This is a genomic window from Microcoleus sp. S36a_B3, from assembly GCF_036700745.1.
Lineage (GTDB): Bacteria > Cyanobacteriota > Cyanobacteriia > Cyanobacteriales > Microcoleaceae > Microcoleus.
The window spans coordinates 48,957-63,637 of the sequence record NZ_JAUBPN010000029.1; the positions used below are offsets into that span (position 1 = coordinate 48,957).

General features: G+C 45.4%; 15 protein-coding genes, 1 other RNA gene and 1 pseudogene. 5 read left to right on the forward strand and 12 right to left on the reverse strand.

The features are described 5' to 3' along the window. The first annotated feature begins 150 nt into the window (after positions 1 to 150). The 5 genes from QUA01_RS23125 (at position 151) to folB (ending at position 4,478) form a co-directional block, all read left to right on the forward strand. Entirely contained in the window at positions 151 to 1,434 is a 1,284-nt protein-coding gene (locus QUA01_RS23125; protein ID WP_333092856.1) for a glutamate-5-semialdehyde dehydrogenase, read from the forward strand. 237 nt (positions 1,435 to 1,671) lie between these two features. Further along, on the forward strand, positions 1,672 to 2,064 hold the full coding sequence (locus tag QUA01_RS23130) for a peptidase (protein ID WP_194070715.1): 393 nt from the start codon (positions 1,672 to 1,674) through the stop codon (positions 2,062 to 2,064). After that, positions 2,054 to 2,470: a HEPN domain-containing protein gene (locus tag QUA01_RS23135; protein WP_333092855.1), complete on the forward strand. Its 417-nt coding sequence runs from the start codon at positions 2,054 to 2,056 to the stop codon at positions 2,468 to 2,470. Before QUA01_RS23130 ends, QUA01_RS23135 begins: the two co-directional genes overlap by 11 nt. Positions 2,471 to 2,600: 130 nt before the next feature. Beyond that, positions 2,601 to 3,968 carry a serine/threonine-protein kinase gene (locus tag QUA01_RS23140; RefSeq protein WP_333092854.1) on the forward strand — a complete coding sequence of 456 codons (1,368 nt, stop codon included), beginning with the start codon at positions 2,601 to 2,603 and terminating at the stop codon, positions 3,966 to 3,968. A 153-nt stretch (positions 3,969 to 4,121) separates the two neighbouring features. Beyond that, entirely contained in the window at positions 4,122 to 4,478 is a 357-nt protein-coding gene (gene folB, locus QUA01_RS23145) for a dihydroneopterin aldolase (RefSeq protein ID WP_333092853.1), read from the forward strand. Between the two features lie 264 nt (positions 4,479 to 4,742). Here the strand turns inward: folB and nuoK are convergent, their stop codons facing one another. The 12 genes and pseudogenes from nuoK to QUA01_RS23205 form a co-directional block, all read right to left on the reverse strand. Next, positions 4,743 to 5,048: an NADH-quinone oxidoreductase subunit NuoK gene (nuoK, locus tag QUA01_RS23150; protein ID WP_228042566.1), complete on the reverse strand. Its 306-nt coding sequence runs from the start codon at positions 5,046 to 5,048 to the stop codon at positions 4,743 to 4,745. Positions 5,049 to 5,179: 131 nt separating this feature from the next. Continuing rightward, positions 5,180 to 5,803 (reverse strand): NADH-quinone oxidoreductase subunit J, encoded by a 624-nt coding sequence (locus QUA01_RS23155; RefSeq protein WP_194070719.1) that lies wholly within the window; start codon positions 5,801 to 5,803, stop codon positions 5,180 to 5,182. A 171-nt stretch (positions 5,804 to 5,974) separates the two neighbouring features. After that, on the reverse strand, positions 5,975 to 6,550 hold the full coding sequence (gene ndhI, locus QUA01_RS23160; RefSeq protein WP_265239374.1) for an NAD(P)H-quinone oxidoreductase subunit I: 576 nt from the start codon (positions 6,548 to 6,550) through the stop codon (positions 5,975 to 5,977). Between the two features lie 103 nt (positions 6,551 to 6,653). Further along, complete coding sequence (nuoH, locus tag QUA01_RS23165; protein ID WP_333092852.1) at positions 6,654 to 7,772, reverse strand: NADH-quinone oxidoreductase subunit NuoH; 1,119 nt, start codon at positions 7,770 to 7,772, stop codon at positions 6,654 to 6,656. A gap of 179 nt (positions 7,773 to 7,951) precedes the next feature. Then, positions 7,952 to 8,077, reverse strand: coding sequence for a hypothetical protein (locus tag QUA01_RS23170; protein ID WP_333092851.1), 126 nt, complete (start codon positions 8,075 to 8,077; stop codon positions 7,952 to 7,954). 169 nt (positions 8,078 to 8,246) lie between these two features. Then, positions 8,247 to 8,637: a transfer-messenger RNA gene (gene ssrA, locus QUA01_RS23175) on the reverse strand. Positions 8,638 to 8,835: 198 nt separating this feature from the next. Next, positions 8,836 to 10,581, reverse strand: coding sequence for a serine/threonine protein kinase (locus QUA01_RS23180; RefSeq protein ID WP_333092850.1), 1,746 nt, complete (start codon positions 10,579 to 10,581; stop codon positions 8,836 to 8,838). A 69-nt stretch (positions 10,582 to 10,650) separates the two neighbouring features. Beyond that, complete coding sequence (locus QUA01_RS23185; protein WP_333092849.1) at positions 10,651 to 10,878, reverse strand: type II toxin-antitoxin system Phd/YefM family antitoxin; 228 nt, start codon at positions 10,876 to 10,878, stop codon at positions 10,651 to 10,653. 14 nt (positions 10,879 to 10,892) lie between these two features. Continuing rightward, positions 10,893 to 12,557 carry an ATP-dependent nuclease gene (locus tag QUA01_RS23190; RefSeq protein ID WP_333092848.1) on the reverse strand — a complete coding sequence of 555 codons (1,665 nt, stop codon included), beginning with the start codon at positions 12,555 to 12,557 and terminating at the stop codon, positions 10,893 to 10,895. A 42-nt stretch (positions 12,558 to 12,599) separates the two neighbouring features. Next, positions 12,600 to 13,052, reverse strand: a complete 453-nt coding sequence (locus QUA01_RS23195; protein WP_333092846.1) for an HNH endonuclease — start codon at positions 13,050 to 13,052, stop codon at positions 12,600 to 12,602. Next, on the reverse strand, positions 13,039 to 13,281 hold the full coding sequence (locus QUA01_RS23200; protein WP_333092845.1) for a hypothetical protein: 243 nt from the start codon (positions 13,279 to 13,281) through the stop codon (positions 13,039 to 13,041). Before QUA01_RS23200 ends, QUA01_RS23195 begins: the two co-directional genes overlap by 14 nt. Before the next feature lie 149 nt (positions 13,282 to 13,430). Continuing rightward, positions 13,431 to 14,681, reverse strand: a pseudogene (locus QUA01_RS23205) (glycosyltransferase); the annotation flags it as partial.

A 14,681-nucleotide genomic window follows, 5' to 3' on the forward strand; every position in this document is an offset into this window, starting at 1 on the left:
TTTTAACCTGTCAGTACGGATCGCGGTAAGGAGTCTCAACAAAAATATATAATTTCGTCTGTTTTTTTAAGATTGAAAACCGCCCGCTAAATTTATTTGTGGGGATTCAATTCTCAACTCAAAACCGAAAACTATTTAAAACTTACTGCTATGTCGATTATTGAAATTGCCCAAAAAACGCGCGCATCTGCTAGAAAATTGGCAGTTTTGTCCGCCGATGCTAAAAATCAAGCGATTGAGGCTGTTGCTAAAGCTTTAGAAGCTGCTGCTGCAGATATTCTAGCGGCGAATGCTGCTGACTGCAAGGCGGCCCAGGCGGATGGGATTGCCAAACCGCTGTACGATCGCCTGAAGTTGGATGAGAGCAAGTTGAAAAGTGCGATCGCCGGCGTGCGAGATGTTGCCAAACTCCCAGACCCGATCGGTGCCGTGCAAATTCACCGCGAATTGGACACAGGATTAATTCTGAAGCGCGTAACCTGTCCTTTGGGCGTTTTAGGCATTATTTTTGAAGCGCGTCCAGAAGCCTTAATTCAGATAGTATCCTTGGCAATTAAATCGGGCAACGGCGTTATTCTCAAAGGTGGCAAAGAAGCAGTCCGTTCCTGCGAAATCTTGACAAAAGTCATCCATCAAGCATTAGCAGAAACAGCCATTAATCCCGCAGCAGTGCAGTTGCTCACCACGCGAGAAGAAACAATCGAACTGCTGAAAATGGATGAATACGTAGATTTAATTATTCCCAGAGGTTCTAATTCCTTCGTGCGGTTCGTGCAGGAAAATACCCGGATTCCCGTGTTAGGACACGCCGATGGAATTTGTCATTTGTACGCAGACAAAGCAGCCGATATTCAGAAAGCTGTAGAGATTGCGGTGGATGCTAAAACTCAGTATCCCGCCGCCTGCAATGCCATTGAAACTTTGTTGGTTCACAGGGATATCGCCCCCAAATTCCTGCCCGCTGTCGCCCAAGCTTTGCAGCACAAAAAAGTCGAATTGCGGGGAGACGAACCAACTCGCCGCATCTTAGAAAATATTGCCGAAGCGACAGAAACAGATTGGTCTACAGAATACAGCGATTTGATTTTATCAATCAAAATAGTAGATTCTGTGGAAGAGGCAATTAATCACATCAATACTTACGGATCGAGACATACAGATGTGATTGTTACGGAAGACAGCGAAGCGGCCGAAACTTTTTTAAATGCAGTCGATGCAGCCGGAGTTTATCACAATTGTTCGACTCGATTTGCTGACGGTTTCCGCTACGGTTTCGGTGCAGAAGTGGGGATTAGCACGCAGCAAATGCCGCCTCGCGGGCCTGTTGGTTTAGAGGGTTTGATTACCTATAAGTATCGAGTTGTTGGAGACGGTCATATTGCTGCGAGTTATGTCGGGAAAGATGCTCGGGAATTTACTCATCGGGACTTGTAAGATACAATAGTGCGATCGCCCCGATCGCGATTTGCCGATTCACAAATTATCGATCGCACTCGCGATTTCAGAAACCCGGTTTCTTTCTATATTTCTCGTTACCAAACGCAAAACTCGTAGAAACCGGGTTTCTAGCCCCATGTGTAAGCCCTGAAACTGTCCCAAGTGATGTTTTAACGCATAAAATTTATATCGACTATAATTTAAACAGTCAAACTCCTCTCCCCATCTAGCTTTATGACCATTACTCAAGATGCAGGTGTCAAGAGCAAAGCCTTTGATGATTTAATTAATTCATTTAATCTGATCAGAACCCTCTACACCATCCCCGATTCACGGGAAACTTTTAAATTCATCATCGATCAACAAACAATTACATCCTTAATTATTGAAGCTCACGATCAAATTACCACCCTATTTCCTGGCGAAAGATTAGAATTAGAAGTCAAAACAGACCCGGAAATAGCCGGAAGTCAAACTCTTTGGATTAATATCTATACTAAACTCGAAGTCGATGAAGCTTTTGATAAATTAATGATTCTGGATGAGACTTGGTGGATAGAAGCTGTAAGCTCTGTGACTAACAATAAGCTGCATATTAATCTAGAATGGGAATCAAATGAAATTTGATTTGTCTGAGTATTTGAATTTAGCAACCGAGTTAGCGGCTTTGTCGAGCGATTCAGACGATGTTGAAGCTAAATTACGTTCTGCTATAAGTAGAGCTTACTATGCAGTTTTCTGCTTGTCGCGAAACTACTTGCGCGATATTGAAAAAGACCCCCGACTATCTCGCAAAAACAGTTCAAACATCAATGAGCATCAATATGTAGCTGAGGAATTCATTTTTCACAAATCTAAAAACAAAGAAATGATAAAAACGGGGGAAAATTTAAGTAGATTAAGAGAGCTTAGAAATAAAGCTGATTATGCAGATACTATATTTAATTTACAAAAAGATGTCAACTATGCTTTAAAATTAGCTCAAAATATTATCTCAGCATTAAATAGTTTAAAACAAGATACTCGCTCTTAAGCAAAATGTCTCTTCTCCTTCATCTATCCTGAAAACAAACGATCGATCGCCCTCCCATTCAACCAAACTTAGCTGAAATAAGCTATACTGTGCTCCGGGACTCCTCAACTCGAACAATCCACCGTTGTTTATGTCAAACTCATCCCTCCTCGCCCCTGGTTCCACCCTCGAAAAACGCTACCGCATCATCCGCGAATTGGGCCGCGGCGGCTTCGGGCGCACTTACCTCGCAGAAGATATCAACCGCTACGGCGAAAACTGCGTGCTCAAAGAATTTTCTCCCGTGGTTCAAAGCCCGAAAGCGGCCGAATTGTTCGATCGCGAAGCGAATATGCTTTACAATCTCCAACACCCGCAAATCCCCCGCTTTCGAGAACTGCTTCGCACCGATTTGGGCGGTAATCCATCATTATTTTTAGTCCAAGACTACATCCCCGGCGAAACCTACGAACAAATACTTATATCTCGCCAACAGCAAGGTAACAATTTTACCGAAGCTGAAGTTACTCAACTGCTATTTCAAATTTTACCCGTTTTAGAATACATTCATTCCAAAAATTTAATTCACCGCGATGTTTCCCCCGACAACATCATCCAGCACACTGCTGATAAACTGCCATTTTTAATTGACTTCGGTTCAGTCAAGCAAATCGCAGCAACTGCCCTATTTCAGTTTAGGGGACAATCGGATACTGCGATCGGCAAACAAGGTTATTCGCCCGCCGAACAAATGCGACTGGGAAAAGTTACTCCCGCTAGCGATTTGTACGCTTTAGCAGTCACGGCTTTGGTGTTGCTAAGCGGCAAAAAACCTCAGAAATTGTACGATATCCATAACAAAACTTGGGATTGGCGATCGCACGTCACCGTCAGTCCAAACCTGGGAACCGTGTTGGATAAGATGCTAGCAGAACAACCGGGCGATCGCTACCAGTCTGCAAAAGAAGTCCGCGAAGCACTCAAAGACCCAAAATTATCCCAAATTGGCAGCATGATCTCCCAAATGGTGACAATGAACTTTGTCGGTCGCCCCTTCAAATACAGCACTCAAACAGCTACCAACAACAATACCCCTGTTGTCCAAAACAATCAAATTATCAACAACAACACCAGCAAATTCAAGTTAATTCCTTGGAAAATTCTAGGGAGTTTAAGTGTTGTTTTATTACCGGGTATTCTAGCTTTTAGTGCGATAAAATCGGGTTTGACTCTCCCCAAATTACCGGAAATTCCAAAATTTCCAGACCGATCGCATTCTTCAGATCCCTCCTTAGATGCAGACATCGCTCGTCAAGAAAATATTGGCAAGCGCCGCAAAAATCTTAACATCGAGCCGGATATTTTTTATAATAAAGTAGATGAATTGTTTTACAATAAATATCCAGAATTACAAGGTCGTACATTGACAGAAAAGCCCGAAGATGCACCGATCAGGCGGAAATGGTATGAAGTTGCTGAGAAATTTCTGGATAGATTGGAGAAGGGAGAACAGTTTTGATATTTAAGATAGAATTAAGAGTGATTGAACCGCAGAGGGCGCAAAGAGCGCAGAGGGAGAAGGAAAAGGGCAAAAAAAGAGAGGGAAGAGAAAGAGAACTTTATCTGGTTTAATACAAATTGGTTAGGCAACGCACTTTTAGTTTTTTTCACAATGGATTGTATTCAACTTACAGGAATTCGCTGCTACGGCTACACGGGATATTTACCTGAAGAGCAAGTATTGGGTCAGTGGTTTGAAGTGGATGTTACTCTCTGGCTAGATTTATCGCCCGCCGGCAAAAGCGATAATATTGAACAGACTCTCGATTACCGAAGTGCAATTACTCTGATTCAACAGCTTGTCAAAAACTCGAAGTTTTTATTGATAGAAAAACTCGCAGATACGATTGTTCAAGAGCTTTTAGAACTGCATTTAGTCCAAAAAGTTAAGCTCCAACTCTCCAAACCGGCCGCTCCGATTCCTGACTTTGGCGGCAGAATTACTCTGGAAATTACTAGAAGTCATTAGTTATTAGTCCTTAGTCCTTAGTCCCTAGTCATCAGTCTTTAATCTGCATTAGTTTGTCACGAATGACTGATGAGTCATGACTATTGATTAATTCACTGCTTCCCAGGTTCTAGCGCCATCTAGATCAAGAGGCTCTACCTCGTTTGGGGAAAGGGAGGCAGAGCCTCCGGGTATGCGTTACCAGGCTAGAGCCTGGTAACGAGTATAATCTGCATCAGTTTGTCACTAATGACTAATGACTAATGACTAATGACTAATGACTAATTACCACTTCAGCAAATTAAACTCTTCCATGTCTACAGTGTTGCGGTTGCGGTAAATCGCCAAGACGATCGCCAAACCGACTGCAGCCTCAGCAGCCGCTACCGTCACTACAAACACCGTAAATACTTGACCTTTAATCTGTACGGGGTCAAGATAGTTGGAAAAACCCATCAGGTTGAGATTGACTGCGTTTAGCATCAATTCGATCGACATCAACACCCGCACTGCATTTCGGCTGGTAATTAAACCGTAAATCCCAATGCAGAAAAGTGCAGCAGCTAATAACAGGAAATACTGGAGTTGCAGTTGCATAAATTTTTTGAGTTGCTTTCAGTTAAAATTACTACAAAACAGACAGTTCGGACTTCTTGCATAAATCCATGAGGTGCTTGTGGCGAAACCTACGCAAAATTAGGTGCGCCACAAACACCCTAGAATTACTTTGTTTCGGGTGAGGAAACATCACCTGCTGAAACTAATTCGCGCGGCCGTTCTGGCAAGCTGAAAGCTGGTGTTTCTGATTGTTTGCTTGACAGTTCATCCGCAAAGAAATCGCGGCGGGCTAAGACAATTGCTCCTACCATTGCCATCAACAAAAACAGTGAGGCTAATTCAAAAGGTAGCAAGTAGTCTGTGAAGAAGTGTTTGGCGATCGTTACAATCGAACTTTCAGCCGGTGCTCCTGTTATCGGCACGATCGCCCAAGGAGTAGACACTACCATCGTACCCAAAAGCGCAAACAAACCAGCACAAACCACTGCGGTTGCTACTTGACGCACCCAAGCGTTGGAAATTACGCGGAAGTCTTCTCGTTTGTTTACCAACATGATGGCGAACAAAATTAAGACGTTAACTGCGCCAACATAAATCAATACTTGCGCTGCTGCTACAAAATCAGCATTTAGCAACAAGTACAAACCCGCAATGCTGGTAAATACTCCACACAGCAAGAATGCTGAGTAAACGATGTTGGAGAATAAAACTACTCCTAATGCTCCGGCAATCATCATTACAGAGAGTATGCCAAATGAAACAAGTTGAACCCCTTCGGCTAGATTCACAATTTTTAATCCTCTGTTAGTTGCTAATTGGTAATTGGTAATTGGGCATTGGACATTGGGCATTTGTTATTTGTTATTTGTTATTTGAAAAACTACTAACAAGTAACCACTAACCGCTAACTACTAACTATTCCCGCGAGGCCCCATGCCCCATGCCCCATGCCCCATTACCTACTTTTCGACAATTTCCTCTGGACGGAGACCTGCGCGGCGATCTGTGTAGGAAACTTCGTGGGGGTCGATCGCACCTTTAGGCAAATAAGCAAATTCCCGCATGGGTGTCACCATCGGATCATCTGTAACCTTGTAGGGCAAACGTCCGAGAGCCACGTTATCATAATTCAACTCGTGACGCTCGTAAGCAGCTAACTCGTATTCTTCTGTCATTGACAAACAATTAGTCGGACAATATTCTACGCAGTTTCCGCAGAAGATACACACCCCGAAATCGATACTGTAGTGCTTGAGCTGTTTCTTCTTAGTTTCTTTGTTAAATTCCCAATCCACCACAGGTAAATTGATCGGACACACCCTAACGCAGACTTCGCAGGAGATGCACTTGTCAAATTCAAAATGAATTCTGCCTCGGAAACGTTCCGAAGGAATTAGTTTTTCGTAAGGATACTGCACCGTAATCGGCCGGCGTCTCATGTGGTCAAAAGTAACAGATAGCCCTTGACCGATATACTTGGCAGCTTGAAGAGTTTCTTTGGCGTATTCGCCTACTTGATTGAGGAATTTTAGCATTGTGTTCTCTCTCTGTACTTGAGTTTTTGGTAATTACTAATTGATAACAGGTAATTGGTTAACAGCTAATTTGTGTTAGCTACTGCCTTTTACCTATTATCAATTAACCGCCAAAAGCAAAGGGAAAGGCAAGCTTCAAAGCTGCGGTTAATAGCAAATTAACTAAAGCAACGGGAAGCAAAAACTTCCATCCCAAATTGAGCAATTGGTCGATCCGAACTCGTGGCAGAGTCCAGCGCAGCAGAATTGCCAGAAACAGGAAAAAGTAGGCTTTCAGCATGGTCATTGTAATGCCCAGCAAGCCAGTAAGTACCTGTAACCAAGGGGTCGTTTCGCTCAATCCCAGAGCATTGGTGAGGACTCCGACAGGAATCGGGGATTCCCAACCGCCGAGATACAAAACTGCTACTAGCAGGCAAGAAAGGACGAGGTTAACGTAGGAAGCGATGTAGTACAGAGCAAATTTCATGCCTGTGTACTCAGTCTGATATCCTGCTACCAATTCTTCTTCTGCTTCGGGAAGGTCGAAGGGCAACCGTTCGCATTCTGCGAGGGCTGCGATCCAGAAAATTAGGAAACCGGCGGGTTGTCGCCAGACGTTCCAGCCGAGGATGCCGTAGCCGGCTTGTTGCTGTACGATGTCGATCGTACTGAGGCTGTTCGACATCATCACCACTGCCAATACTGCCAAAGCTAGAGGAATTTCGTAGCTGAGGGATTGAGCGGCTGCTCTGAGTCCGCCGAGGAGGGCGTATTTGTTGTTAGAAGCGTAGCCCGACATCAGTAAGCCGATCGGCTGAATGCTAGAAAGAGCAATCCAGAGAAATATTGCTGTCCCCATGTCGGCGATCAGCATATGCTCTCCGAAGGGGACGATCAAGTAGGACAAAAACACTGGAATCACGACAATGACCGGCCCGAGCGTGAACAGCAGCGCGTCAGCTTTTGCCGGTATAATGTCTTCTTTGAATACCAACTTCAGCCCGTCGGCAACGGGTGCTAGCACTCCCAGAGGGCCGATAAATTCCGGGCCGATCCGCTGCTGAGCTGCGGCGGAAATTTTCCGCTCCAGCCAGACGCTTGTCAGTACCCCGAATACAGCACCGACAACCATCAGTACCATCGGCAAAGGTAGCCAAAGCACTTGGGCGATGTCCGCCGGTAAGCCCAAATCGATCAGGGCTTCTACGAAACTTCCTTGTAAGTCAATTCCTGGGTTCATGTTTCCAGATCAATGAGCGATCGCCATATAATTTTTCACCAGTCCTTCGTAGGAGCAGGCTTAGGGAGCGGGTCTTTGTAAAGATTTTTAATGCTTTACCGCCTATAAGTATATCGCCCGACAGCCCCACAGAACGCACGGACGGGGTAAAGTTCTAATTATCTGAGATCCTAGTTTGGCTAATGAGCGGTAACTGATGGTTGAGTGTTGGCTGTTGGCTGTTGGCTGTTGGCTGTTGGCTGTTGGCTGTTTAGTGCTAGACGCATAAATACCAAAGAAACCGGGTTTTTATGCGTTTCTGCCATCTGTAACGAAGTATTTTGGCAAAAACCCGGTTTCTGGACTACCCGTGGTTGTTTAGTCCTATGAGCGAGATATAGCCCAAACAAAAGGGCCCAGAGTTAACTCTGGGCCCTTTTAATGTTGTAAAGCGACTTTCAAACGGCTTAAACCATTGATTTTACGTCACCTTTGAGATGGAACTGGGCAGAATCGAACTGCCGTCCAAAATGGGTATTTACCTTCCGATCGTTCACAGGTTTATCCCCTCTAATCCTTGGGGAGGGAACCATCTTTATCCCAAATGGGGGGATTTTCTAGTGATTGCTTTCCCGGCTAGACGACTAGAAACGTTTAGCTAGGGCATCCGTTGGGGGTTGTTATGCTGCTATTAACGGAGTTAAGCGGCATACACTCTAAACCAAGCTCAAGAAGTTTTTAGGCTACAGCTACGGCTTTGCGAGCGAAAGGAACGATGTTGTTCGCATTTACTATTTTGTTTGAGCCGATATTAGCGAGAGTAGACTCCCTCTCGACCTGCATCACGGAGCAGCTTTCGCCACCCTGTCGAAACCATTACAGCCCCTCGTGTTCTCTTATCATAGCGAATATTTTGTTTAACGTCAATCGATTTTGGATTGAAGATTTTGGATTGGGGATTTTGGATTGGGGATTTTGCACAAGTCGTCGATCGATACATTCACCGCAGATTTCAGGCGGATCAACACTGATTGACGCAGATAATTTCAGTCTGACGCACCGAACTTAGGTCGATCGTCCTGGATTAATGCAAATTTTCGTCCCAAACGCCGATGTAAATCCGATCGCGCTCGTTGCGTTCGATCGTACCTGAGAGCGAACCCTTCCTAAACGCAAACCGATTAGTCCGGCGCTGCTGCACATCTCGGAACCCCTGCAAAATCTCCCGGCTTGCGCCGCCCACCATCCCGTTTAAGGCGGTTTTGACTACCAAATCGTCCACTGACGGGGCAAAAGAACCCTCTGTTTGGACTAATTTGTCGGAATCGCGATCGTAAATGTAGCCGAGAGTAATTCGGTTCGGCAATATTTCGTAAAGTGCGGTGCGAGTATTGGGCCAATAGCCCCGACCTTGAGAGTCAGTGGGTTGTCCCAATTCCGCTAAAATCTGACTTTCTGGCGTACCAACGGCATATCCGGGGATTGCGGGATTCCTCCGATTGCTGGTTGTCGGTTGTTCGCTGGGTGCGGGCGATCGATCGGGTGGCAACTCTTTATCAACAAGTTTTTCTGTTGGTGTGGGTTCGACAGCCTCTGGAGAAGGGGCGGGTGTTGGAGAAGGGGCTGGTGTTGGAGAAGGGGCGGGTGTTGGAGAAGGCGAGAAAGGTGTTGGAGTTTCCGCAGCAGGCGGCGGAGTTTCTCTGGGAGTCGGAACCGGTGCGGGCGTGGAAGTGGGAATTGGTGCGGGGTTGACGCGCGCGTCTGGATCTGCGGGGGTCGAAGTGCGATCGTCCTTCGCTACAGGTGCGGGTTCGGAAGGTTGCCGGTTGAGGAAAACCCTAGCAACACCGACCAAACCTGCAACTAACAGGGCGATCGCCACGAACCCCAAAATCAACCAAATCTTGCGATTGCTGCCCCCAGAAGACACCACAGTAGGCGCTGTTCTCACATTTGCAGGCGACTGAGCGCCATGTCCCGGCATTACCGCCACCGTCGGCCCAGTGTCCGACCCTGCACCCTGCCCGCGCAGCAGATCCAGCCACTCATCCACGCTAGCAGGGCGATTTTGAGCTTCTACCGTCATCCCCCGCATCACTGCTTGACTGACAGCAGGACTCACTTGAGACCGCAAGTCGCGGGGTGAAGGCATCGGCTGGCTCGTACGGAGAATTGCAGCCACTGGCACCTGTGCTGTGAGCAGAGTATAAAGCGTCGCGGCCAGACCGTAAACATCTGTGGCGGGGGTATATTTTCCTTGGGCGAAATACTGTTCTGGCGGCGCGTAGCCGTCGGACACCATATTAGTGTGATTTTGGGTTGCACCTGCTGTAAACTCGCGGGCAATGCCGAAATCGATCAGCACGACTTCTTGGGTATCTTGGCGCAGGAGAATGTTTTGTGGCTTGACATCTCGATGCAGCAAACCCTTTTGATGAACTGCTTTCAAAGCAGCGCCAATTTGAGTGATGTAGAGAATTGCCAGATTTTCTGGGAGGGGATTGTTTCCACCGACTACCTCGCCCAAATTCTGACCGGCAATGTAGTCCATTACCATGTAGGGCTGTCCGTCTTCGACAAAGAAGTCGCTGACGCGGACAATATTCGGATGGATGCAGGAAGCCAACCGCCTCGCTTCGTCTTGAAACTTGCGATCGAATTCGGCAAAATTGGGTTGCTGCCGCAGAGATTCGTTGAGGGTTTTAATGACTACGGGCTGTCCTAAGTAGCGGTGATTGGCCCGGAAGGTAATCCCAAAGCCACCCCGTCCCAGTTCTTGTTCGAGGGTGTATTTTCCACCTTGTAAACTTTTGCCGATTAGCGCATCCATAGTTTCGGGCGATCGCACATCAAATAATATGGCTGATTATGGCACGTATGGTCGGCCTAGTTACCAGTCTCAAGGGCGATCGCACTCTTCAATTGGTGTTGCCATTCCTTCTCTAATCGATTCCCGCATTCCCGGTACTGACAGTAGATATAATGTTTCCTGTACCGATGCCCAGTCAGATTCAGATAATAACACTGCATTGCTAGTCTGTCCTGCGATCGCGATCTGTTGAAGTGACTGACTCATGGGAGCGATCGACTGCTGCAACTGCTTCTGGGCTTCATTGATTGGGAGCATAATCTTCCACACGATTACAAAGGTATACCTTTTCTGGTCGGATTGGTAAACCATTTCTTGATTTCGCCAATAAATAACCATACATCATCGTTTGATGGCATCAGATAACCTACTGATTCTGGATCTTCTCCCATTTTTTCAAAAACAGCAATCAACCAAGCTGGCCCATGTCCAGTTGCACCAAGATTAGGAAGCCAAGATTCTAACTCTCCTCCCCTGACCGCAAAAATTCCATACTCAGCAAGTTTATCAAATAGATTATTGGCTGCTTCCTTATCCCCGTCAGAGAGGATCTCTACACCGCCATCACGCTTCATATTTTTCCCATCAAATTTGTGTTTAATAGCGTGACGTAAGTTAGCCAAGGACTGATGCTCTAATTCGGGGACAAAACTACTTTCTAAGAAACCAGTCCAAACTTGTCCCCCATCTTTCAGAATGTCGATATCGACGACACCAACGGCTGGGATGCCCAGTTCCCTTAATGGTTTAATTATTGTCTTAACTGTTTGCTTGTTTTGAGCATTGATAAATAAGCAGTTGGCAATCCCAAGTTCTGGCTGATACCGCAGTAGACGTTCATTAATTTCTTGATAAAAAGCACGATCGGCATCGGACTCTGTAACTACAACAAATTCGTAAAATAATCCGCTAATCACGTTTGTTGAGCGTAATAGAGGATTTCTCATCAGCGGCAAAATGTCTTTGTTGGCAAGAACCCGTGCAGTAGGAATTCCTCCACGGTAAGTCAATCTAACTATATTAACTGGCGCACCTGATTGTATGCAGCCCATGACAAAGTATGGGCTATGCGTCGATACAAAAATCCGTTTCTCAGATTCTGAGCTAGTAAGAGCAATTTCCTTCCCTAAACTAAATGCTAAAGAAGGATGCAAAAATGCTTCAGGTTCGTCAATTAAAAGAACAGCAGGATCGCCAGCGATAATTTCTGTGATTATTCCCGTAAAAGCTTTTACACCATCACTGGCTTGTTCAACAAGACTGGCACTCGAATGAAACTGTAAAGCCTCATAATGAATACCACGTTCTTCTAAGTCTGTACTTGGAGGACGAGATGATAAACGGAGCCTCAAATGTCCTAAGTGAGTGGGATCTACAACAAAGTGTAATCCAAATGCCTCATGAATAATTCGTCTGACTTTTTTTCTTTTATCATCGTCTCGAAATAAAACCTGAAAGCTACTGTCAGGATGTTGTTGAAGATCGCCAGCAGGCTGCTGATTTACGAGGTTAATACGATTTCTGCCATCCAGAATCAACGTATTAAATGCAAGATAGAATCTACAAAAGACATGAAGTTGGCTCTTTGTATTTTGAAGTGCCGAAAAAAGTGCCTGCTCATTTATCATATTTCTGTTGGCTCCCTTGCCAACTATAATATGGTCAGGCATTAGCGGTTCATTAGACTGAGGTCTGAGAGTTATTTTTTCTACCTTTTTTTTTGCCATATCGGATGTAAATGAATTAAACTCAATTTCACTCAAAATGACATCCATTGAGTTTAGCTGACCGTTTGTACATAGGTAATATATCTCAGAAAGAACTTTACTCTTTCCAGAGTTGTTTGGTCCTACGAATACGGTTACAGGCGTAGTATCTATTTCTGCTGACGGTTGATTTGGTGCTTTGCCAAATTTTAGTTTGATAGTTTTTATCATTGTTGTTTCATCTGCTTTAGTCGTTTCACAAAAATTGCTACGTTAAGTTTGACACGGATCGCTGGGTGAAGGATGCAGCCCTGTTTGTATCCAAAATCGCCTGGTTGCTCGAATAGAATCTTCCTCTGGATAGCGCATATCGTTCAGATCGAGACGGGTGCAAGTAGCTCGTCCTGTTGGCGTCACACCCTGAATCACTACCCCACCCTCTACCCATACAAAATGCTCAGCCCATTTTTGACGACGAGGATTGAAAAGAGGAACGATTTCTTCGGTTTCTGGATCAACCCCCGCCACAAAATTGTAGCGTCGCTCATTGCAACGACGACAGGCTAAGGCAAGGTTGCTAATGTCATCGGAACCTTCTAGAGACCGTGGAATAACATGATCGATGGTAAAGCGATTCGCACTCAGACGTTCTGGGGAATGACAGTATTCACATAAATAGCTAGCTCTTTCTCGAACCGCCTGTCTCGTCGGATCACTGATCGACATCTTGAGCCACCATCATTGCATTGATATGGGTAAAGATGCGATCTAATTCCCCAATGGCGTCGAGTTCCGCTACCTCTTCTGCCATTAGTTGATCAACCTTTTTCTTCTCTAACAATTGTTCCATACGCTGTTGGAGCGATTCACTAAATTTGAACAACTTCCACCGATCGACCTTTTCAAGGCAAATCTCATGGATTAACGAGGAGGGTTTGTTGAGAATTGAAACCATTATAGGCTCCGAGCTTCGGGTTTTAGGTAGTGACTAGATTATAGCTTTTACAGTCCTAGACGCACCATCGACCGATTCACGGGCAACCACGGGAGATTGCCCTGCAAAATATCAGATAAATCGGCTCACCGCACTCGCATCAAAATATACTATCGAAATGCTGTTCTCGGAACCCTGGCAAGTTGGTAAGCGCCCCGACTGTCCAACAATTGATATTGATTTGGTTGCAATCCTAATTGCACAAATTTCTCGGGATATCCCAGCAACAAAATAGAGGGAGAAGTTGAGTTTTTAGATTCCTTAAGGTAATCAAGCGCCCCTTTGAGAGATCGGTAGTAAGTCACGGGTTCTTCGGTATAAAAAACCAGACTCGGTTTCCAGAAACCAACCATAATAAACTCTTCCCCCGGCAGTTTTTGTTGCACAACAACCTGCGCCAACTGTCTTAGAGGTAACTGGCGGTTGAGATCGACCAAATTGTAGGCGGGAGTCAGACCAAAAATGATAAATGCTACTAAGCCGATGAAGTTAGCAACCAAAATCCAGCGCTGTTTTCGCTTCCAGAGCAAAAGCCCGATCGCCAATGCAGTAGTTATCCAAATCGCACCGCCCACAATCAGCAATCCCGACTGATGAAGTGCTTGCGGAAAATTGGGCATTGCTGGATCGTCTCCCAGCCAGTGGTAGCAGTAGAAAGTTGCTCCGGCTATAATTAGTAAAAATACGACATTGAAAATGTATGTGACTAACAGCCCTCGCGGTAAAGAATTCGGTTTTTTTTCTAACTTTCCCGGCCTGGTTTTGGGTTCGTTACCTGCAATAATATCGCTCCACAGCAGCGTTACCAAAATGGCAGCGGCGGGCAGTAAAGGCAATACGTAACTGGGTAATTTGGTGACAGCGATCGTGAAAAAGCCAAAGATACAGCCGAACCAAAATAGGGCAAATAAACTTAATTGATCTCTTCGCGGTTGACGGCGCCAGTAACTACGCTGCCAAAAACGGGTGCGGGCGATCGCCACCGGCAAATAAATCGACCAAGGTGCAAAACCAAGCAGCACTACAAAAAAGTAAAAATACCAAGGCGCTGAGTGCTTGTTGACTACTTCAGTAAAACGCTGGAAATTGTGATAGCCGAAAAAACTGTCAATATAAGTTTGACCGTTGGCTAAAATAACCCGAACGAACCAAGGCACGGCGATCGCCAGAATAATCAAGATTCCCGACACCGGACGCATTTCTCGCCAAATTTGTGGAAAATTTCCTAAATACAGCCCGAAGCTGCCAATAATCAGCGCTGGTATGACAATTCCCACAGGCCCCTTAGCCAGAATTGCTAGGGCAATTAGTACGTAACAAGTCAGATACCACTTATTGGGAAATACCGATGCAGAAACTGT